The 21,645-nt window shown below is 71.5% G+C and carries 16 protein-coding genes and 1 tRNA gene; 9 read left to right on the top strand and 8 right to left on the bottom strand.

The genetic code is table 11. From position 1 onward, the window contains the following. Nucleotides 1–995: 995 nt before the first annotated feature. From WME97_RS03230 to WME97_RS03210, 5 genes are all read right to left on the bottom strand, one after another. Nucleotides 996–2,381: a PGRS family protein gene (locus WME97_RS03230; protein ID WP_437549444.1), complete on the bottom strand. Its 1,386-nt coding sequence runs from the start codon at nt 2,379–2,381 to the stop codon at nt 996–998. 206 nt (nt 2,382–2,587) lie between these two features. Continuing rightward, nucleotides 2,588–3,688 carry a PEGA domain-containing protein gene (locus WME97_RS03225; protein WP_437549442.1) on the bottom strand — a complete coding sequence of 367 codons (1,101 nt, stop codon included), beginning with the start codon at nt 3,686–3,688 and terminating at the stop codon, nt 2,588–2,590. 14 nt (nt 3,689–3,702) lie between these two features. Continuing rightward, on the bottom strand, nt 3,703–4,758 hold the full coding sequence (locus WME97_RS03220; RefSeq protein WP_437549440.1) for a hypothetical protein: 1,056 nt from the start codon (nt 4,756–4,758) through the stop codon (nt 3,703–3,705). Nucleotides 4,759–4,787: 29 nt separating this feature from the next. Then, nucleotides 4,788–7,475 (bottom strand): protein kinase domain-containing protein, encoded by a 2,688-nt coding sequence (locus WME97_RS03215; protein ID WP_437555298.1) that lies wholly within the window; start codon nt 7,473–7,475, stop codon nt 4,788–4,790. Continuing rightward, nucleotides 7,475–8,623, bottom strand: a complete 1,149-nt coding sequence (locus tag WME97_RS03210) for a serine/threonine-protein kinase (RefSeq protein WP_437549438.1) — start codon at nt 8,621–8,623, stop codon at nt 7,475–7,477. Before WME97_RS03210 ends, WME97_RS03215 begins: the two co-directional genes overlap by 1 nt. Nucleotides 8,624–9,004: 381 nt before the next feature. Here WME97_RS03210 and WME97_RS03205 point away from each other — a divergent pair, with 381 nt between their 5' ends. The 7 genes from WME97_RS03205 to WME97_RS03175 all read left to right on the top strand — a co-directional run bounded on the left by WME97_RS03205 (nt 9,005) and on the right by WME97_RS03175 (nt 16,693). Beyond that, the gene (locus WME97_RS03205) at nt 9,005–9,313 is read left to right on the top strand and encodes a hypothetical protein (protein ID WP_437549436.1); all 309 of its coding nucleotides are present in this window, start codon (nt 9,005–9,007) and stop codon (nt 9,311–9,313) included. A 44-nt stretch (nt 9,314–9,357) separates the two neighbouring features. Continuing rightward, nucleotides 9,358–9,996 carry a sigma-70 family RNA polymerase sigma factor gene (locus tag WME97_RS03200; protein ID WP_437549435.1) on the top strand — a complete coding sequence of 213 codons (639 nt, stop codon included), beginning with the start codon at nt 9,358–9,360 and terminating at the stop codon, nt 9,994–9,996. A gap of 266 nt (nt 9,997–10,262) precedes the next feature. Then, nucleotides 10,263–11,078, top strand: a complete 816-nt coding sequence (locus WME97_RS03195) for a hypothetical protein (RefSeq protein WP_437549433.1) — start codon at nt 10,263–10,265, stop codon at nt 11,076–11,078. 293 nt (nt 11,079–11,371) lie between these two features. Next, nucleotides 11,372–11,668 carry a hypothetical protein gene (locus tag WME97_RS03190; RefSeq protein WP_437549432.1) on the top strand — a complete coding sequence of 99 codons (297 nt, stop codon included), beginning with the start codon at nt 11,372–11,374 and terminating at the stop codon, nt 11,666–11,668. 191 nt (nt 11,669–11,859) lie between these two features. Further along, the gene (locus WME97_RS03185) at nt 11,860–12,687 is read left to right on the top strand and encodes an electron transfer flavoprotein subunit beta/FixA family protein (protein WP_437549430.1); all 828 of its coding nucleotides are present in this window, start codon (nt 11,860–11,862) and stop codon (nt 12,685–12,687) included. 105 nt (nt 12,688–12,792) lie between these two features. Beyond that, nucleotides 12,793–13,764, top strand: coding sequence for an electron transfer flavoprotein subunit alpha/FixB family protein (locus WME97_RS03180; protein ID WP_437549428.1), 972 nt, complete (start codon nt 12,793–12,795; stop codon nt 13,762–13,764). 181 nt (nt 13,765–13,945) lie between these two features. Further along, nucleotides 13,946–16,693 carry an ATP-binding protein gene (locus WME97_RS03175; protein ID WP_437549426.1) on the top strand — a complete coding sequence of 916 codons (2,748 nt, stop codon included), beginning with the start codon at nt 13,946–13,948 and terminating at the stop codon, nt 16,691–16,693. A gap of 200 nt (nt 16,694–16,893) precedes the next feature. On the opposite strand, the gene WME97_RS03170 is transcribed toward WME97_RS03175, so the two are convergent. After that, nucleotides 16,894–16,967 (bottom strand) — tRNA-Pro (locus WME97_RS03170). 457 nt (nt 16,968–17,424) lie between these two features. Here WME97_RS03170 and WME97_RS03165 point away from each other — a divergent pair. Next, nucleotides 17,425–18,033, top strand: a complete 609-nt coding sequence (locus WME97_RS03165) for a response regulator (RefSeq protein ID WP_012233257.1) — start codon at nt 17,425–17,427, stop codon at nt 18,031–18,033. Nucleotides 18,034–18,115: 82 nt separating this feature from the next. Here WME97_RS03165 and WME97_RS03160 read toward each other — a convergent pair whose 3' ends face one another. After that, complete coding sequence (locus WME97_RS03160) at nt 18,116–18,853, bottom strand: TlpA family protein disulfide reductase (protein WP_437549424.1); 738 nt, start codon at nt 18,851–18,853, stop codon at nt 18,116–18,118. Nucleotides 18,854–18,918: 65 nt separating this feature from the next. Between WME97_RS03160 and WME97_RS03155 the strand changes: the two genes are divergently transcribed. Next, on the top strand, nt 18,919–20,181 hold the full coding sequence (locus WME97_RS03155; protein WP_437549422.1) for a chorismate-binding protein: 1,263 nt from the start codon (nt 18,919–18,921) through the stop codon (nt 20,179–20,181). A gap of 10 nt (nt 20,182–20,191) precedes the next feature. Here WME97_RS03155 and WME97_RS03150 read toward each other — a convergent pair whose 3' ends face one another. Then, a complete protein-coding gene (locus tag WME97_RS03150; RefSeq protein ID WP_437549421.1) occupies nt 20,192–21,637 on the bottom strand; it encodes a protein kinase domain-containing protein in 1,446 nt (481 codons plus the stop codon). Between the last annotated feature and the right edge of the window lie 8 nt (nt 21,638–21,645).

The following is a 21,645-nucleotide window of genomic DNA, read 5'->3' as shown; positions in this document are numbered from 1 at the left end:
AGCGCCGCGTCGGCCGTCTCTCCCATAGCTCCGCGCACCCGCTGCTCGCACCATGCATTTCGCGCGGGGGCGCTGATAACGACAGCAATGAGCACGAGAATGCCCGCCCCCGGTCGGTGCTCGGCGCTTCGCGCCTGTGCGCCGCCCGTCCCTCCCATGTCCCGCGCTACCCACGGGACGGGAGGGGTCTCGTTTACAACGGCGGTTCGGGGTCCAGCGCAGCAGCGCGTCCATCCCCTCACGACCACGCGACGAAGCTCTCCCGCCGCGCAAAAGCGACCTGCTGCCGGGCTCCCTTCAGCGACCGTCGGATAACATCCGCTCTCGCGGCCCGACGCAGAAGAAGTCAGCAGATCAACGGTCCCTCCACCCGCGCCTTGGGCAGTCCACTCGGAGGTGGTGAAGTTGTCAGCGCCGGGAAGCCCACCGTGCCGCGTCTCCGCGACAAAACGGTCCCTACCACCCCGGCGCGGGGTGCGTCCAACCATTTCTTGTTCTCTCCTTCAGCTCAGCTGCTCGCGGAGCACAACGTTCGTCCGTCGCGCCTCCGCATTACGCTTAGCTATAAAAAATTCTCACTCATTCTCACGGCATCCCTCACTTCACTGGCCGTAGCTCGCATTGCCCATGAAGCCCCAACATTCTCCGCGCACGCTCACGTCGCCGGCATCTCCTCACCAGCGCCATGTCTCCGCCCTCGCCCGCCGTGCCCCCATGAAGCTCACCTAGGGCTTGCTTCCGAAATCAAAGCTTTTTCACCCAACTACGCGTAGCCGTGCGGGATCGTCACGGAATCGTAGGGTCGTCCTCACTTTCTCCACCGCTCACCGGTAGCGGCGATCCACGGGGCTCTGCCCATCACCGCGCACGTTGTCCGCGGGCACACCTCTCCCCTTCGATGGCGCTTCGCGCGATCGCCAGTTCTTCCTTCCGCCGCGCTTCTCGGCCCCACGGGCGGCGCCATCGAAGACGCCGCCCGCCGCCTCATCGCTCGCTCACGGAAATTTCTGCTCCGCCGCCACCGTCCCGTCCGCGCCAGCGTTCTCGGACACGTTGCTGCTTCCGCCAGGTCCCCCAGTGCCGGGCGTACCCGGTTGCAGCATCGTCTGCCCTTCCTGCTTCACCGCCTCGCCTCGGTACGCGATCGCGAACGACGGCCCGCCGAGGCCTCCTCCTCCGGGGCCGCCATTACCGCCCTGACCCCCCTGCCCCCCGGTGCAAGCGTTCTTCGACCCGCCGACCCCCAGGCCGCCAGCGCCACCGGGACCGCCGCTTCCGCCCGGCTGAAGGTCGCCCCCCGCGCCTCCTTTGCCTCCGTTGCCCGCCTTCAGCACGCAGTCCTTCAGCGTCACCTTCCCGTCCACGCTCGCCAGCGCGATGCTCGCTCCGCCGGCGCCGCCGCCTTGGCCGGGTAGCCCACCGCAGCCACCAGGGCCGCCGCTGCCTCCGCTCGCCCCAGCTCCCCGCATGGCGCCTGGGCAGATGGCCGCGCCGCCCTTCGCACCGCCGCCTCCGCCGCCGCCTTGCCCGGGCTTGCCCGGTCCCCCGTCTCCGCCACTCACGCCCGCGAAGCCCGACGTGTTCAGCGTGCCGAGGCCGCTCGCGGCCTCGCCGACGTCGCCGGGTGCGCCGTTCGAACCATCGTCGCCTCGGCCATTGGGCTCCGCGCCGCCACAGTCCCAAGCGCCCGAAAATGGTTCGCCAACACCACCACGTGCAGTCTCTGCGGTACCTTGGCTGGTCGCACCATCGCCGCCATTAGTTACATTACCATCACCACCACCACCGCCGATTGACAGATCGTCACCGCACTCATTGACCACTTGGGCGCCACCGGCCAGCGTCGCGTCTGATCCCGGCGTGCCGTCAACATCACTGCATGCGTTCGTGCCGGCATTCCCAGGTGACGCCTGCTCCGGTGGCGCGGTCGGCGCATCCTCTCCCTTCGCGCCATCCGCTCCCTTGGCCGCGACCAGCTCGCATCGCGTCAATTCAGCCTTCGCTGCATCCACCAGCACCGCGATCGACGACGTTCCCGGCACCTCCGCGCCAGCTGCATGGACCGACACGTCCTCGATCCTCACCGGGTCCTCACCACGCGTCACCTTCAGCGCGATCCCCTCTTCGCTAGGCGCCACGACCGTCTTCGCCGTCTCGCCGATCCAGGTCCACCCCTTCGCGCAGTCGAGGCCCCCGAAGAGCTTGGCGCCCGCTGGCAACACGATCGCCTCCTCGAACGTTTCGGCGCACGCATAGACTCCCGTGCCGTTCTTGGCAGCGCGCTGGAGCCCTTCGGCGAGCGTCGCGACGGGCTCAGCCCGGGTACCTACGTTACCGTCGTTGCCTGTCGACGCCACGAAGACGCCGCACGTGTCATCCACGGCGGTTTCGATCTCGCTCGGTACGCATCCGGTAGGCACGACCTCACTGCCCCTGCCCCGATATTTCTCGCAGGTGAGCAAGTACTCGCAGTCGTTCTCGACATGGTACCAAAGCCCCTCGCAACCAGTCGAAAACAATACAACTGCGACAGCCGATCCAAGCAGGGTTCGCCCAAGCGTTCTCATCGTTCGTTCTCCAGCTCGACTCACCATGCACCCGCCATCACAAAGCCGAGACCATCCACCCGCGGCTCAGGTAGCACGAGCACTGCTGTCGACTTCTCGGTTCTTGTCGCTGGCCACAAAGCGTAGGTAACGGCGGCTGCGGCGAGCACGCCCGACGCGATATAGCTACCCAACGCGATATCACCCAGCAGACCGGCCCTCTCAGCTGAGCGCTCAACCTTCGCGCATCGCTCTGCAAACGATGGCGACGCCAGGCAGCCGCCACCGTCGGCGAAGATTTGATCCCGTTGTGCACGACCGTCTGAGTTGGCGCTGTTCGACGCCACCGTCATCCCGATCCCCACGCCGAGCCCCACCGCGCTCGCCGCGCCCAGCGCGATCACCGGCACCCAGCTCCTCTTCTCCGGCAGCGGTTGCGGCTCCACTGGTCCCGCAGGCGGCTGTCCCATCAGCGGCGCACCGGCACCCGCCCCCACCGCGCTCCCGCCCCCCTCCGTCGTCCCCCCCTCGCTCTTCGCCGCCGCCAGCGCCAACGTCACCGCCGCCGTCGCTCCCTTCGCCACCGTCACCGTCTGGCTCGCCGGCGCATACCCCACCTGCCTCGCCTCCACCTGGTGCTCGCCCGGCTCCACGAACACCTCCCCTTCCAGCGGCGCTCGCCCTACCGCCTTGCCGTCCACCAGTACTTCCGCTCCGGCGACCTCCACCGTCACCGCCACCGCGCCCACCTGCGCTCGCGACTCCGCGTATCGCTGCTCCGCCGTCGGCTTCAGCTTCGCCACCGTCTTCACGAGCGGCCAGTTCCTCAGCGCGAACGAAAGGTACTGCGCTGCTTCCTTGTGCTTCTTCAGCTGGTACTTCGTGTTCCCCAGGTTGTACGCCACGTCGAACGTCGGGTTCAGCGCCCACGCCGACTCCAGCTCCTTCTCCGCCTCCACGTACTTCTTGTCCGAGTACAGGCGCAGCCCTTGTCGAAAGAACCCATCCGCGCGCGTCACCGCGTCGCCGGTGCTGGCGGGCGCTTCCTGCGGCGCGGCAGGCTGCGCGCTGGCCACATCGGCAGCGGCCATCACGGTCGCGGCGGTCAACAACACGGCAAGGCTTCGGCTGTTCATCATCATGGCTCCAGGCGGGTTCACTCCATCACGTCATCGGCGAGCTGTTTCTCGGTGGGCACAGGCGCGACGGGCGCCTGCGGAACGTGGGGCACCACACGCGTCGGCCGCGCCGGCACAGGCGACACTGGCCCTGGCGGCGCCGGCGGCGCTGGCGGTTGGCTAGCGGACGCGGTGTCATCGAGGCTTGGCTCGACCGCGTCCGGCGGTGCCGGCGGTGCCGGTGGCAGCAGCTCCGAGGCCTCCGGCGGCGCCTGCGTGCTCCGCGCCGGCATCCCGCTCGACCGCGGCGCCGGCTCCGGCTCTTTCGGCGGCGTCTCTCGCCGCAGGATCGTCGCCAGCACGAACGGGCTGCTCACCGCGATGACCGCAAGCAACACCATCAGCCACGTCGGCATCCACTGCCGGCGCCGTCCCGTCGACTCTGTGGCGGCCGGCGCCTTCGGCACCGCGACCGGCGGCGGCGTCACGGGTAGCAACGATGACGGCAGCAGCGCCTTGTCGATCGGCGGCAGCGCTCGATCCGCCCACTGGCTCGGCGCCATGGCGCTCTGCTGCTGCACCGGCACGCCCTGCGGCGCCGCCGCGCCCCCGAACACCGGCACACGCTGCGTCATCATCGCGCCCTGCTGCACCGGCGCGCCCGGCTGCGGCACCGGCGCCCGCTGCGTCATCGTCGCGCCGTGATGCGCCGCCGCCGCCGCCCCGTGCTGCACCGGCGCGCCGTGATGCGCCGCCGCCCCGTGCTGCACCGCCGCGCCGTGCTGATGCGCCGCCGTCACCTGCGATCCTGCCGGCTGCTGCGCCGTCGCCGGATATGGCGGCGGCACCGCCTGCACCGGCAGCGGCGGAGGCCCCGTTCGCTCCTTAGCCAGCGCAGGCACCACCGGGAACTGGAACAGCGGCTGCCCCGTCGGCTTCTGCTGCTGCATCTCCGTGAGCGCGCGGTCCAGCTCCGGGTTGTTCAGCGCCTGCTGCAGCTTCCGCTCCGCAACCTCAGGATCCGCCTCCCGCCGGATGCTCTCCAGATCCGGAAGGTACTGCCGGATGTCGTCGCTGTCCTTGTTGCTGCCCATCGAAGACCTCTCTCCTCAGCGACCACGCACTAGAACGGCCTGCACCCCGCCGTGGCGCATGGCCCGGCTGGCTTCGCGCCCTGTTGCTTCGCAGGCGGGGCCGGCTTCGCGGGCGCCGCCTTCTTCCGCTCCTCGATCACCCTTAGAAACGACGGCTTCTGACGCTTCGGCATCGGGTAGAAGTCCTCGTCGTCCTCCGTCCCCGCCGCAGCCTTCACAGGCGCTGCCTTCGCCGGCTCTGCCTTCACCGCCGCCGCTTGCTCCTTCGCCGCCGCCGCTTGCTCCTCGGGAGCAAGCGCCTCGACCTCCGCTGCCGCCCCTGTCTTCTCCACGGCTCCGGCCTCCACCGCCGCCTCGGCCGTACTCGCCGCCGCGCTCGCCTCCGGCGGCGCCGCTGCCGCGTTCGCCGTCGCGCTCTCCGCCGCCGCCGCCGTTGCCGCCGGCTCTCCTGTCACCGGCTCCGGCGCCGTGTCGCGCGCCGAGCGCAGCCCCAGCACCGCGCCCACGCCTCCCAGCGTCAGCGCCAGCGCCACCACCGGCGCCAGCACGTACGCTCTCGGCGCTCGCCGCGGCTGCGTCAGCAGCGCCGCCACCGGCGTCATCGGCGTCTCTTTCCGCAACGACTCCGCCAGCCCCGCGCTCGGTGCCGTCACCGAGTTCGGCGCCGCTGGCCGCGCCGCGATCGGTGGCGCCGTTCCCGGTCGCGACGCCTCCGTCGCCAGGAGCTGCGGCGTCACGTACGGCAGCTCCACCTCCTGCGGCGGCTGCGGTGCGGCTCGTCGTGCCTCCCTCAATGGCACGGCGTGCTGCGTCTCCATCAGCGGCAACGGCGGCGGTCCACCATACCCCTGCGCCCCCGCGTGCGACGCCGGCCCGCCCTGCGCCTGCGGCATCGGCCGCGGCGGTCCCGCATACGCCTGCGGCATCGGCGCCGGCCCACCATACGACTGCGGCGTCGGCACCGGCCCGCCCTGCGCCTGCGGCATCGGCGCCCGCCCACCGTTCGACTGCGGCATCGGTACCGGCCCCGCATACGCCTGCGGCATCGGCACCGGCCCGCCCTGCGCCTGCGGCATCGGCGCCGGCCCGCCCTGCGCCTGCGGCATCGGCGCCCGCCCACCGTGCGACTGCGGCATCGGCCCCGCATACGCCTGCGGCATCGGCGGCGGCCCCGCATACGCCTGCGGCATCGACACCGGGCCTCCGTGCGACTGCGGCAGCGACGGCGGTCCACCGTGCGACTGCGGCATCGGTACCGGCCCCGCATATGCCTGCGGCATCGGCACCGGCCCTCCGTGCGCCTGCGGCAGCGACGGCGGTCCACCGTGCGACTGCGGCATCGGTACCGGCCCCGCATAACTCCCCGCCCTCACCTCCGCCGGCGCCTGCGGCATCGCCGCCGCCCCCGCTCGCTGCGCCATCCTCTCCGCCCACGCCCCGGGCAGCTTCGCCGTCGACTCCAGCGGCTTCAGCGCCGGCAGCGGCTCCGTGTGCCCCACCCCCCGCCCCCGCGGCACGCGCGACGACGGCGCGAACGGCAGCGCGCTCGCCGGCGCTACGAATTGCTCCAGCGGCGCCGTCTCCCCGTGCACCACCCGCCGCCCCCTCTTCTCTTCTCCCTTCGCCGCCGCCGCCGCGCTCCCTCGCTCCATCCCGCCCTCCTGCCCCGCCTCCTCCGTCTCCTCATCGCCCGCTGCGCCCTTCTCGTCCTCCACCGGCGCGCTGTCCTCCAGCGCCACTCCCGCGAACGCCGCCTGCCGCTCCGCCTCCATCCGCTCCCGCGCCAGCCGCTGCGCCAGCACGTGCCCCGCCGGCACCGTCTCTCTCAGGAGCCCCCGCAGGTCCCGCGCCACATCGTCGAACCTCGGATACCGCTCCTCCCGGTCGATCGCGATGCACCGCGCCACCACCGGCCACACGAACTCGGGGCAATCCGGCACGATCTCGTGCACCGGCTCCGGCGCCGCCACAAGGTGCCCTGTCAGCGTCTCCTCCGCCGTCGCCGGCTCGCTGTCGTCCAGGAACAGGTGCTTCCCCGTCAGCACCTCATAAAAAATCGCACCGAACGCGTAGATGTCCGTACGCCCATCCGGCCTCGCCCGCTCCACGCGCTCGGCCTTCCTCGAGCTCGTGTACAACATCTTCACCTGCTCCGGCGAGATGTACCTCACCGTCCCGACGTCCGGCAGATCATCGGTGTTCATCCCGCCGTCCGCGAACTTCGCTATCCCGAAGTCGAGCAGCCACACGTGCCCTTTCGCGTCCGCCTTCGTCCCCACCATGATGTTCTCGGGCTTCAGGTCCCGGTGCCATATCCCCTTCGAGTGCACGAACGTCATCGCGTCCGCCACCTGCAGCATCACGTGCATCGCGCTCAGGAAATCGAGACGGTACGCCTTGTTCAGCAGCTTCCTCAGCGTCCTCCCCTCGAGGTAATCCATCACGATGTACGCCACGTGATCCGGCGACACACCCGCCTTCTTCATCCGCACGATGTTCGGGTGCTTCAGCTTCGGATAGAACTTGCACTCCTGCCGGAACCGCCTCGCGAAGTCCTCTCTCTTCAGGTGCCGCGGCAGCATGCACTTGATCGCCACGACATCCTCCGAGTAGTCCTCCACTGCCTTGTACACCTCACCCATCCCACCCGCGTCGATCACCTCCGTGATCCGGTAGTCCAGGAACACGTCCCCGGCCTTCAGCGCCTCCCGCGCCATCACCACACCCCCATCCCGCGCAGCACCAGCGCCGCGATCGCCGAGAACACCACCGTGCTCGCAAGCGTCAGCCCCGCGAACAGCCGCGCGTCCACCGGCGCCGCCCCCGCCTCCACGGCCACGCCCGCCACCCCCGCGCCCGCCCTCGCCCCGCTCGTGCCCTCCGGCCTCGCCTCGAACCACGCCCTGCTCTGCGGCCCCCACCCCGCCTCCGCCTCCGGCCTCCGCGCCGCTCTCCCGCTCCCGTCCTCCTCCGCGAGCGCCGCGCCGATCCGCCCCAGCTCCTCCCCGAACGCCTCGGCGCTCTGGAACCGCTCCTCCGGCCGCTTCGCAAGCGCCCTCAGCACCGCACGGTCCAGCGCACCCGGGATCCGCTGCCCCGCGTACCGCGACGGCGGCGCAGGCGGCTCCACCACGTGCGCCCGCAGCAGCGCCAGCGCGTCCTCGACATGGGCGAACGGACCGTGCCCCACAACAAGCGTATACATCAGCAGCCCCACCGCATACACATCCGCCCGCCCGTCCACAGGCTGGCACCGCGCCTGCTCCGGCGAGGCCGTCCGTGGCGTCCCCACCAGCAGTCCGGCGTCGGTCGGATACGCCGGCCCGTCCACCGCAGGCGGCGCCCCCGGCGCCGCGCCGGCCAGGGCGCCGTCGAGCACCTTCGCGACGCCGAAGTCGAGCACCTTCGCGACCCGGGCGCCGCCCGGCGCCGCCGCCCCCGGCGCGCACAGGAACACGTTGTCGAGCTTCACGTCGCGGTGCACAAGCCCCACCCGGTGCGCCGCCGCGAGCCCCGCCAGCACCTGCCGCACCAGCTCGATCGCCTCGGCCACCGGCAGCGGACCGCGCCGCTGGAGCTCCTCCCCCAGGGTCCGCCCTTCGAGCCGCTCCATCACGAAATACGGGCGCCCCGACGGCGTCTGTCCCAGATCGAGGACCGACACCACATGCAGCGACGACACCGCCGCCAGCGCCCGCGCCTCCACCTGCAGCCGGTCCGCGAACCGCGGATCGTGCGCCAGCGCGCGGCGGACCAGCTTCACCACGACCCGCTTCCGGAGCGCGCGGTGCTCCGCCTCGACGACCTCCCCCATGCCCCCGCGCCCGAGCACCCGGACCGCCCGGTAAGGTGTGCCTTCCAACACATCCCAGGCACCGCCCGAGCGCCCTGAGCCGTCTGAGGTGCCGCGTTCCACCAGCGAGGTCTCCTGAGATGGAAATCACGACCAGGGCGCCGGTTCAGACAAAGAAAATGCACCGGCGATGTCGATTCCTGAAGAACGACGTCAATTCAAGCTGTTACCAGCCCTCACGGCCACGGCCGCGGCGCCCCCCCGGCGCTCCGGCGCAAGGTCCGGCCCTCCACCTGCCCCCGCACCCCCACCCGGCGCCGGCGCGCCTCCGGGGGCGGGGCGCGACAAATCGATCCCGGCGTGTCGCTTTCCTTGTCTGAACCGGCCACCCGGCAGTGATTTAGGAGAAGAAAGGGGCGCCGCACGCACGCGGGCCCCCTGCGCGAGGTCCCCATGACGCACGACGCTTCCGACCAGCACGACGACCTGGAGCCGCCCGGCGACGCCGATCCCATCGTGGAGGCCTGTCTCGCCGACGCGCTCGGCCCGTACCTCGGGGTGCTCTCCCCCGAGGAGCTCGAGGACTACCGCAGGTACCTCACGGTCTTCATCACGACCCACCCGGCGGCGGCGCCGCTCCACGCTCGCTTGCGGGCGAAGGGCTACGTCCCGGCCGGGAGCGGCGCGGTGGCCCGCGAGGGCGGGGGCGCGAGCGAGGAGGCGGCGGCGCCCGACGACGGGACCTCCGGCGGGCGGCATTGATCAGGGACCAGCGTCCTTCTCCTCACCCCCCGCGGGAGCGCATCATGGCGGCGCTCCCCCTCGCTCGCCGCGTCGCCAGGGCGACAGCGCGGATCTACGGCGTGCGGACGCGCCAGGGCATCGAGGACTGCGAGCAGACTGCCTATCAGGCCCTCCTGGAAGCCGGGCTCGGGTTCGATGAAACGCGCGGCGTCCCCCTCGGCATCTATGCCTGGAAGCGGGTCGCCGGCGCCGTGATGCGGCAGCTGACCCGCGACGCACCGATCCGTCGCGCCGGCGCCGCCGCCGCGCTCGACGCGGCCGAGTCGATGCGCGACACAAGCGATCCGTTCAGCGACGACGACGACGACGCGTCGGGCCAGCTCATGGCCCATTGCCGGACGCTCGCCTTCACCCGCTTCGTCGGGGACACGGGCGAGCGGCTCAGGGCGCACCCGGAAGACGCGCTCGCGCGCACGCGCGCCTTCGAGGCGCTCGCCGGGGCGCTCCGCGGCCTCGACGAACGGGAGGCGCGCCTCATCGAGCTGCGGTACTGGCAGGAGCTCTCGTGGGCCCAAGTCGCCGCGGCGCTCGGCGTCCACGAGAAGTACGCGACCCGCATGGACGAACAGCTGCGGAAACGCCTTCGGGGCGATCTGCAGACGAGCCACGTCGAGGAGCCGCCGCCGAGCGAAGGGGCCTGAAGGGACCTCCGCGCCGGGCCACCCGAGCTTCCGGCGCAAAAGGCAATTACAGGCGATAACACCGTCCTCCCCCTCGAGCCCCTCTCGAGCCGCGAATTAGCCGTAATTGAGCGGTAATCGCGCCGCGGCGCCCCTCCCGGACGCGCACTGGACCGACTCGAAATCTCGCGCCGCGCAAAAGAGCATTTACAACGCCCATCCTGCCTGGGAGCGTGACGGATGGTGCATTCCCCGGCGCGTCGCCGGAGGACAACCAAGGAGGCACCATGGCCCTCAAAGACCTCTCTCCTCGTCAAATGGTCCAGATCACCGGCGCCTGGCTCGATCCGGAGCGCGAAAGGCCGCGCCTCGCGTCGCTGAAGCGGTGTGCCCCGCTCATCGACGATATCGAGGAGGCGCACGAAGGCGTCTTGAAGTCGCACCGGCGGCAGAAGAAGGCGGACGACCAGATCTCCGAGATCCAGCAGAAGCTGGTCGCGACCGATCAGATCCATGATCGCAAGGCCCGCGGCGCCCATGCGGTGCTCACCGGCTTCGCCGATCTGGCCGACGATGCCGAGGACGCGGCGATCTACCTCGAGATCCGCGATCAGCTCTTCGCGGATGGGCTCAGGTTCATCGGGGCGAGCTACAGCGATGAGGCGGGCGAGGTGAAGCTCGCGCGCGACCGGCTGACGCCGGAGTCCAAGGCGGCGCTCAGGGCGCTGCCAACGCCGGGGGGCAACCTGCTCAAGGCGGTGCAGGCGTGGTTTGCCGCGGGCGACGAGCTCGGCAAGCTCGACGCGCAGCGGATCCACCTGCATGCGCAGGAGCGGCCGGATGGGGCCGACCCGCGCGGCGGGCAGCTCCGGGCGCGCAACCGCTGGATCAAGGTGGTGCGCAGCGTCCTCCAGATGCTGGAGCTCGAGGGGGCCGATGAGGAGACGGCGCGCCGTCTGCTCGCGCCGCTCCAGCGGGAGGCGGCCAAGGCCGAGCGCCGGCGCTCGGGCGGCAAGGAGGAGACCGAAGTGGAAGGCAGCGCGCCGCCTGACGCCGGTGAGCCAGCGATCGACGAGGGAGCCCCGGCGACCGGCGTGGATTGACGGGGCCGCCCCTCAGCCGGGCCCTCCGGGCTCACTCGATCCGTTAACCCCCCCCCTCAGCCGGGCCCTCCGGGCTCACTCGATCCGTTAACCACCCCCTCAGCCGGGCCCTCCGGGCTCACTCGATCCGTTAACCACCCCCTCAGCCGGGCCCTCCGGGCTCACTCGATCCGTTAACCACCCCCCTCCGCCGGGCCCTCCGGGCTCACTCGATCCGTCACCAACCCCCTCCGCCACCCCCCTCGCAACGGATCGCATCCGCAACCCCCCCGACCAGCGGTCACCAACGGGTCGTGAACGTGGTCGTGGTCGTGGTCGTGGTCGTGGTCGTCGACGGCACAGCCGTGAACGTGAACGTCACCCGGAAGTCCCCGCTCTCATTCGTTGACCAAGGGTTTCTGCACAACGTTCACGTCAACGATCGAGCCGTTGACGACCACGACCACGACCACGACCACGTTCACGACGCTCTCCTCCCTCTCTCGATGGATCGCCTCCGTTACGCCCCCTGCGCCACCTCCTCACAACGGATCACCTCTGTCTCCCCGCGCGCCGCGAGACCCCTCACAATGGCTCGCGCCTTCGAATAGGCCGTCGCGCCTGCTTGACGCACCACGTCGGCGCTGCCATGACCGGCTCCCTCCGCCTCGGGCGTGCTGTTTCAGCCGCGCGCGCCGGGTCCACGCATGGGGCCGCCGGCCCGGCTGCCGCAGGCGTGGCGCGTCCTTGCCGAGGCGGACTACGCTCTGCGTTACCACACAGCAACAGGAGCCACCGAGCCGTGAAGATCCTCGTTCCGCTCAAGCGCGTCGCCGATCCGGATAACGCGAACAAGGTGAAGATCCCCGCTTCCGGGGACAAAATCGAGACGACCGGGCTCGAGTGGAAGCCGAACCCGTTCGATGAGTACGCGCTCGAAGCGGCGCTGCGCCTGACCGAGGACGGCAAGGCGCCGAAGACGCGGGCGGGCGAGGTCGTCGTCGTCACCTTCGGACCGAAGGAGACCGAGCAGACCCTCCGCGCCGCGCTCGCCACCGGCGCCGACAAGGCCATCCGGGTCGACGTCACCGACGACAAGCTCGACGGCGACCTCGTGGCCCGCGCGCTCAAGACGCTCGTCGAGCGCGAGAAGCCCGACGTCGTGCTGATGGGCAAGCAGGCCGTCGACGGCGACTCCAACCAGGTCGGCCAGATCCTCGCCGAGCTGCTCGACTGGCCGCTCGCCACGTTCGCCGCGACCATCAAGGAAGAGAAGGGCGCGCTCCTCGTCGGCCGCGAGGTCGACGGCGGCGTCTCCACCCTCCGCGTGCGCCTGCCGGCCGTCGTCACCGTCGACCTGCGCATCGTCGCGCCGACCAGCGTGTACTCCCAGAAGACGGCGCCCGCGTTCAAGTACAACGACGGCGTCCGCTTCGCGGCGCTCCCCGCGATCATGGCCGCCAAGAAGAAGCCCCTCACCGAGGTGAAGCTCGCCGACCTCGCCGCGGACCAGGCGCTCAAGGTCCAGTACAGCGCGTTCCAGCCGCCCCCCGCGCGCAAGGCGGGCATCAAGGTGAAGGACGTCAGCGAGCTCGTCTCGCGCCTCAAGAACGAGGCGAAGGTCATCTGACGGGACGCAGCAGGGACAAGACCGGACGCGACAAGAGGCCGAAGACATCGAGGGTGCCGCCGACGCGGACCCCGACCCGCAGCGGCGGGTCGTGCAGGAGGGATCATGGCTGACGTTCTCGTGGTGGCCGAGGCCGCCGATGGAAAGCTGAAGAAGACGACCCACTCCGCTGTCACGTTCGCGAGGCAGGCGGCGGCGGCGCTCGGCGGGACGTACTCGATCCTCGTGATCGGCGACGCCCTCGGCGACGCGGCCGCCGAGGCGGCGACGCTCGGCGCGGCCAAGGTGCTCGTGGCCCAGGCGAGCTCGCTGAAGGACTACGTCGCCGAGCGCTACGTGCCGACCGTCGCGGCCGCCGCCAAGGGCGCCGCCGTCGTCGTGGGCACCGCGAGCGCCTACGGCAAGGACCTGCTCCCGCGCGTCGCGGCGCGGCTCTCGGCAGGGTTCGCGAGCGACATCTCCGAGCTCCTCCCCGAGGGGAGCAAGCTCAAGTACAAGCGCCCCATGTACGCCGGCAACGCGTACGGCGTCTGCACCGTCTCGACCCCCGTCCAGGTCGTGAGCGTCCGCCAGAGCGCGTTCGCCGCCGCCGAGCCCACCGGGTCGACGTCGCCGATCGAGCAGGTCGCGGTCGTCCCGCCGAGCGCGGCGGCCGAGCGCGTCGAGTTCGTCTCCTTCGACCAGGTGAAGAGCGAGCGCCCCGAGCTCGCCGAGGCCAAGGTCGTCGTCTCCGGCGGCCGCGCCCTGAAGGAGCGCTTCAACGAGGTCCTCGACCCGCTCGCCGACGTCCTCGGCGCCGCCGTCGGCGCCAGCCGCGCCGCGTGCGACGCCGGCTACGCCGCCAGCGACCTCCAGGTCGGCCAGACGGGCAAGGTCGTCGCCCCCTCGCTCTACGTCGCGGTCGGCATCTCGGGCGCCATCCAGCACCTCGCCGGGATGAAGGGCTCGAAGGTCATCGTCGCCATCAACAAGGACGCCGACGCGCCCATCTTCCAGGTCGCCGACTACGGCCTGGTCGCCGATCTCTTCGCGACCGTGCCCGAGCTCGTGAAGCAGATCCAGGCAGCCCGCAGCTGATCCTCGCGCGACCGACCCCGCCGGGGTGCACCTCGTCCGCCCTCCAGGGACGCGGGCGTACCCCGGCTCACCGGATGAGTCCGTCCAGCGAGGAGTTCACGTTCACGGGCGCGATTTCCGTGTCAGGTCGCGCACGTAGCATCTTGTTCGCGTCCTGCGGCCGTGGGATCCCTTGACCTCTATGCCCGAACGCCCGGACATGCCGATCGTCGCGGCGCTCGCGCAGGCGCGGGCATTGCTGTACGACACGGCCAGGACAACGGAGCAGCGGCGGCTCATCGGCCCGACGGTCATGGAGATCGACCGCGCGATCGTGAGCCTCGATCCGACCGCGAGCGCCTCCTTCGAGCTCACGCCGCTCGCGGCGTCGGTGCCGCCGGTCGACACGGAGATCGAGGCGCTGCGCCGCGAGGTCGAGCGGCTGCGCGTGATCACCCAGCACGAGCGCGGGCTCCTCGACGCGCTCCTCAGCGAGAGCCCGCACGGCATCATCGTCTCCGACAGCCAGGGCAAGCTGATCCTCCAGAACCGCGCCTCCGAGCGGATCTGGGCCGGCAGCTCCACCGCCGAGAACGTCGAGGGCTGGGGGCGCTACCGCGCGTTCCACCCCGACGGGCGGCCGTTCGAGGGCGGCGACTGGTCGATGGCGCGGTGCCTGTCGCGCAGGGAGACCGTCCCCGCGGAGGAGATCCACTTCCAGCGCTTCGACGGCACCCACGGGATGCTGCTCGGCAGCTGCGCGCCGCTCTTCTCGCCGGAGGGCGAGATGCTCGGCGCGGTGTCCATCTTCGCCGACATCACCCAGTTCAAGCAGCTCGAGGCGGACCTCCGGGTCAGCAAGACGAAGTTCTCGACCACCCTGAAGAGCATCGGCGACGCGGTGATCTCGACCGACGGCACCGGGCGGATCGACTTCATGAACGCCGTGGCCGAGACGCTGACCGGCTGGACGCTCGACGAGGCGAAGGACCGCCGCCTGTCCGATGTCTTCCGGATCATCTCCGAGCAGACGCGCCACGACCTCGACAACCCCGTCACCGAGGTGCTGCGCCACGGCGGCATCATCGGGCTCGACGACACCACGCTGCTGCTGCGCAAGGACGGCTCGGAGCTCGCGATCGACTCGAACGGCGCGCCGATCCGGAGCGAGGAGGGCGAGCTCGTCGGGCTCGTGCTGGTCTTCCGCGACGTGACCGAGAAGCGGCTCGCCGACAAGCGGCGCTACTTCATCGGCGAGGCGAGCCGGCAGCTCGCGCTGTCGGGCCTCGACTACGAGAGCACGCTGGCCAACGTCGCCCGCCTCGCGGTGCCGCACATCGCCGACGCCACGGTGGTGGACATCGTCGAGCCGGACGGCTCGCTGGGCCGGCTCGCGGCCGTGCACGCGAGCGACACGAAGAAGGCGCTGGGGCGGGATCTCCCGGCCCGCTACCCGACGGATCCCGAGGTGCCGCGCGCGGTGCACGCGGTGCTCCGGTGCGGCGAGTCGCTCCTGCTCCCCGACGTCGAGGGCATGGCGTGGCAGCGCGCCGCGTCGCTGAAGCCGGGCAACGAGTGCTGGTCCGGCGCGCACGACCCGGCCTACCTCGCGCTGCTCCGGGAGCTCGGCGTCCGCTCGGCGATGATCGTGCCGCTGCGCGCCCGGGACCGGACGCGCGGGGCGATCACGCTGCTCTCGACCGAGCCGAGCCGGCGCTACACCGTCGAGGATCTCGCGCTCGCCGAGGAGCTCTGCAACTTCGCCGCGCTCGCGCTCGACAACGCCCAGCTCTACCGCGAGTCGCAGCAGGTCAACCGCGCCAAGGACGAGTTCCTCGCGACGCTCTCGCACGAGCTCAGGACCCCGCTCACCGCGATCCTCGGCTGGGCGCGCATGCTGCGGCAGGGCTCGCTGAAGCCGGACACGCACGTCCGCGCGCTGGAGGCGATCGAGCGCAACGGCACGCTCCAGGCGCAGCTCGTCGAGGACCTCCTCGACGCCTCCCGCATCATCACCGGCAAGCTGCGGCTCGACGTGATGCTGGTCGACCTGCCGCCCATCATCAACGCCGCCATCGACGCGGTCCGCCACGGCGCGGACGCGAAGGGGATCGAGCTGCTCGTGCAGCTCGACCCGAACGCGGGGCCGATCTCGGGCGACCAGACGCGGCTGCAGCAGGTGGTGTGGAACCTCCTGTCGAACGCGATCAAGTTCACCCCGCGCGGCGGCAAGGTGTCGATCCAGCTCGGCAGGGCCGAGGGCCTGGCCCGCATCCAGGTGAGCGACACGGGCCAGGGCATCGTGCCGGAGTTCCTGCCGTACGTGTTCGACCGCTTCCGCCAGGCCGACAGCACGAGCACGCGGCCGCACAGCGGGCTCGGGCTCGGCCTTGCGATCGCCCGCCACCTCATCGAGCTCCACGGCGGCACCGTGAAGGCGGAGAGCGCCGGGGACGGCAAGGGCGCGACGTTCACGGTGGACATCCCGCTCGCGCCCCGGGGCGCCATCGCGGCGCTCCGGAGGGCCGACGGGCTGGTCCCCCTGTCCAACGAGCTGGAGCCGACGCTCCAGGGCGTCCGGGTGCTGATGGTCGACGACGAGCCGGACGCGCGGGAGCTCGTGACCACGGTGCTGGAGCGCAAGGGGGCGAGCATCACCGCGGTCGCGACGGTCGACGAGGCGCTGTCCGCGATCGAGCGCGAGAAGCCCGACGTGATCCTGAGCGATCTCGGGATGCCCGGGGAGGACGGCTACAGCCTGATCCGGCGCCTGCGCGCGCAGAGCCCCGAGCAGGGAGGTCGCATCCCCGCCGCGGCGCTGACCGCGTACGCGAGCGCCCAGGACCGCACCCGCGCGCTGCTGGCCGGCTTCCAGTCGCACGTGCCCAAGCCGATCGAGGCGTCGGAGCTAGCAGCCGTGATCGCCAACCTGGCCGGCCGCACCGGCTAGGCCCGCCCCCGCCCACCCCAACGTGGACGTCAACGCGGACGCGAACGTCCACGTGGTCGTGGTCGTGGACGTAAACGGCCAAACGTCAACGTAGACGCCCACGGCCAGGAAGGCCCCCCGCTCCCCGTCTTCCCGTCGGCACGCCCAAACGACGAAGGGCGGCCATCAGGCCGCCCTTCGTGGATCCCAGATGAACTGAGTCGGGGCGAGAGGATTTGAACCTCCGACTCCTCGGTCCCGAACCGAGTGCGCTACCAGGCTGCGCTACGCCCCGTTCGCTGCCCCAAGAGCAACGCCCGCTGAACAGCGGGCGCGCAACATCGCCAAGAGCGAGCCGCTTGTCAATACGAAATGATCAGGGCTCCACCGCTGCACCGCAGGCGCGCACGGCATCCCCGGGAGCGCCCGCGCGCCGCATGACAGCCAGATGACAAAAAGCGGCAAGAATTCGCTCACTTCGGGGTCGCCCCGGCGCCCCGGACGTTTCACGAAGCCAAGAATCGTGGGAGCGCAAGAAAAATGTCCCGTCCTAACTTGCTCAGGTCGTGTTAAAGTGTCACTGGAATCCCGATGTTGCCGAAAGGAAGCAGAGAGCGAGGCGCCTGGTGCGCCGGTGAGGACCTCGCCCCCTGCTCGCGCAACTTGAGCAGGGGACCGCACGGGCGGCCCCTTCCAGAACGGACCAGGGCGACCGGCCGGCTCCGGCGGTCGTGACGTGAGAGGAGGAACAGGTGGCAATTGAGCTTCCCGCTGTACGCATTCTGATCGTCGACGACGACCGCGCGATCTGTGACTACATGCAGACGCTTCTCGAGCGCGACGGGTACCAGGTCAAGACGCTGGGCGACCCCACGACCGTGGAGGAAGAGGTGCGCACAGGCGGCTATCACCTCATCATCCTCGACCTGATGATGCCGAAGCTCGACGGCATCGAGGTGCTCAAGCGCATCCGCAAGGTCGACAACGACATCGCCGTCGTCATCTTCACCGGCTTCCCCAACCTCGAGAGCGCCGTCGCGTCTATGAAGCTCGACGCGGTCGATTACATCAAGAAGCCGTTCAACGTGGACGAGTTCCGCGAGGTGCTCGCCCGCGTCATGCGCAAGAAGGGCCTCGCGCGCACGCCCGAGGAGCAGCTCCACCGCGTCATCGGCGACACGATCAGGAACCTCCGCAAGGACAAGGACCTCACGCTGAAGCAGATGGCGCGCCGCACGGGGCTCAGCGTGTCGCTGCTGTCGCAGATCGAGCGCGCCGAGTCGTCGGCGTCCATCTCGTCGCTCTACAAGATCGCGGTCGCGCTCGAGTCGCGCATCCAGGACCTCTTCGGCCACTACTGATCCGCTCGCCGATCGGCGACGCCTGGCCCGCCGCGCGCCCAGCGTGGACAGCGTGGACGCGCGCGCCCGGGCCAGCGCCGGCTCAGCGCCGCGCGCCGCGCTCGATCGCCGCGTCGAGCTCGTCGAGCGCGAGGCCGGCGATCGCCTCGACCCGCGCGCCCGACGTGTCGAAGACGATCACGTACGGCAGCTTCGAGATCTCCTTCAGGTACCGCCGGGCGAGCGGGCTGTCCCAGTCGACGATGTCGAGCTTGCGGTACGCGACGTCCTTGCGGGCCTCGAGCACCGTGACCATGTGCGCGTCCAGCTTGCGGCAGGGCATGCACCAGGCCGCCACGAAGTCGATGACCGTGACCTTGCCCGGGACGATCTGGGCGCCGAGGTCGGGGATGTCGGCGCCGCCGTCCTCGATCGTCCGGGCGTCCGCGCCCTCGGGGAACGTCGCCCAGCCGAGGTACTGCCCCTGGCCGGCGCCGAGCACCGCCTCGAACCCCTCGTCGGCGGCGAGCCGTTTCACGGTCCCAGCGACGTCGAACGACCGTGACGCGGTGACGGAGATCTCGGCGCGGCGCCTGTCGAAGGCGGCCGAATAGACGCCCGGGCGCTCGCGGAGATCCGCGACGAGCTCGGCGCCGCACGCCTCGCAGTCGATCTTCCGCAGCGAGACGACCGTGGTGCTCGCGCCCTCCGGGGCGGGCTGCGCGCCGCCGCAGGCAGCTGCCAGGCTGCCAAAGGCGACCAGCCAGCCGCCGCAGGCAGTCAGCCAGCCGCCGCGGGCAGTCAAACCGAGGGCCGAAGAGAGGGCTTTCGCGCTTCGCACCGCGTCCTTCGAGGTACCTTGCCCGCCTTCTCCGCGCGGCGCAACGTCGTGTAGGCTGGGCCGCGATGAGCTCCGTCGTGACCCGTACCCTGCCGGCCGATCACGTCACGCCGGTCCGCGCCTACGCCGCGCTCCGCGCCCAGTCGCCGGGCCGGTCGTCGTTCATGCTGGAGTCCGCCCTGCCCGGCGAGCGCTGGGGCCGCTACGCGATCCTCGGCTACAGGGCGCGCGCCGAGACCCTCCTCCCGAGCGGGTTCGACCCGTTCGCGACGCTCGCGGACGGGCTCGCGCAAGCCACGGCCCGAGAGACGCCGGACGCACAGGGCACGGCGCGCGACCTGGCGGCCCGCGTCTGTCAGGCCTGGGTCGGCTTCCTCGCGTACGATGCGGTGCACCTGCTCCTCGGCGTCGAGCCGTGGCCCGACGAGGCCTACCTCGGACGGGTCATGAAGGACGCGACCGTCGTCGTGTTCGACAGCGTTGCGCAGACCATGACGATCGCCGGCCAGTCGCAAGGCGCCGTGAGCCGATGCGCCTGGGAGCTATCGCACGGGCCAGAGCAGATGAGCCTCCCCGCGCTCGATCCGCACGCCCTGCCAGAGCACGTGGAGACGCCGGTGGCCGACGAGGACTTCGCCGCGAAGGTGGTCGCCGCGCACGAGCGCGTCGCGGCCGGCGAGGCGAAGGAGGTCGTGCTCGCCCGCAGGTTCCGAGCCCCGCTGCGCGGCGCGGATCCGTTCGACGTGTACCGGGCGCTGCGGGTGCTCGCGCCGTCGACCCACCTCTACTTCCTCGACTTCGCGGAGTCGCCGTTCGCGCCGGGGCTCACCGTGGCAGGCGCGTCGGGCGAGACGCTCGTCCGCGTCGAGCGCGATCCATCGGCGGGGCCGAGCGCGGGCGACGCGTCGCCCGTCGAGGCGCTGCGCGCCGCCTTCGCGCGCGGCAGCGCGGTCGGCGCGCCGGCGGCGCGCGCGAGCGGCGTGAGCCGGCGCCTCGAGGTCGGCCCGCGCCAGATCTACGGCGGCTCGGTCGGGTACTTCGGGCCGGAGGGCGCGGAGATGGCGCACACGCTCGGCGCCGTCTGGGTCGAGTCGGGCTACTTCGAGACGATGACCGGCGCGCGCATCGGGAACGGGAGCGACCCGCGCGCGGCGTCGGAAGGGACGCGCGGCGACGCGCGCGCGGCGCTGTCGGCGATCCGCGCGGCGCAGGAGGCGCGCAAGGCGAGCGACGCGGCCGCGGAGAAGAGGGCCGCCGCCGAGAAGACCGCCGCCGAGAAGGCCGCTGCCGAGAAGGCCGCTGACGACGACGCGGTCCAGAGCGCGTAGCGCGCAGCGCTCAGTCGTGCAGCAGGCTCTGGCGCACGCGCGCGCCCGTGGGGGCTGCCCCCGTGGCGGTGCCTGGCCGCGCGAGCCGCGACGAAGCGGTGGCCTGGGGCGCGGTTGCCGCCGCGCGGGCGCCGCGCTGAGGAGGCTCGGGAAGCGCCGGCCGAGCCGGCGGCGAGGCGATCGCCTCGAGCGCGGCGGCGCGCGCCGCCTGCGCCTTGCCGGCGGCAAGCACCGCCGTGAGCACGGCCGCCCTGGCGCCGGTCGCGGCCATCGCGGGCCTCGGGCGCTCGGGCCGCGTGAGCGTCACGAACGTCGCGACGCCCATCAGCGCGACGAGGCCGGCGGGGAGGAGCCAGCCCAGGCGCGCGGGCGCCGCGAGACCGCGCAGCACGTTGGCGCTCTCCGCGCCGAGCAGCGTGTCCGGCGGCGTCGTGCGGCTCGCGGTCGGCGGCTCGGAGCCGGCCTCCGGCCCCATGATGGCGCGAGGGGCCGCCGCGTTCCCCTGCGCGAACGCCGCGACCGGCGCCCGCACCGAGGCGATCCCGGAAGCGCGCGCCGACAGGGGCGGGCGCTGGAGGCCAGAGGAGGGAGGCGGCGCGTGCTCCGCGATGCGAGCGAACGACGACACCATCTCCTCCACCGAGCGGAAGCGCCGGGCCCGGTCGCGCGCGAACGCCTTCTCGAAGAAGCCGTCCAGCGCGGCAGGCAGCCTCGGCGCGAGCCGCGTCGCGATGGGCACCGGCGCAAGCAGGATCTTCGAGGCGACGACGCTGGCGATGTCGCCGGGGAACGGGAGGTGACCGGTCACCGCGCGAAACAGGATCGCGGCCAGCGACCAGAGATCGGTCTGCGCGTCGAGGGTCCGCTCCGCACGGATCTGTTCCGGGCTGAGGTAGTGGAGCGCGCCCGCGCTGATCTCTGCCGCGATCTCGCCGACGAGCCGTGGCGCGACCGCCCTCGGGAGGCCGAAGTCGAGCACCTTCACGACCTCCTCGTCGCCCTCCAGCGCGAGGAAGAGGCTCTCCGGCCGGAGGCCCTGGTGAAGGAGGCCCGCCGCGTGGGCGGCCTGCAGGGCGTCGCCGGCCTGCGCCGCGACGCGCGCGGCCTCGTCCAGCGAGAGCCGGCCGCGCCGGACGAGGCGCGCCGCGAGATCCTCGCCGGAGAGCAGGTCCATCGCCAGGTAGACCACGCCGTCCTCGGTGCCGTGATCGCGCACGCTCACGACGTGCCGCGACGAGAGCTCGGCGGCGGCGCGGACCCAGCGGTCGAGCCAGAGGATCTCCCCCGTGGCGCCGGCGTCGGGGTCGAAGAGCTTCAGGGCGACGCGAACGCCCAGCTGGAGCTCGCGCGCGACCCAGACCGAGCCGCGGTCGCGCGCGATCCGCGCGAACGGACGCGCGAGCTGCCTCTCCAGCAGATACTTCCCCCCAACGATGGTGCCCGGTGAGATATCCATGGGTTACC

This window comes from Sorangium sp. So ce367 (genome assembly GCF_051520455.1).
Classification (GTDB): Bacteria; Myxococcota_A; Polyangia; order Polyangiales; family Polyangiaceae; genus Sorangium; species Sorangium cellulosum_B.
Note: the sequence above shows the minus strand (reverse complement) of the source record. Positions and strands in the feature narration are given on the sequence as shown.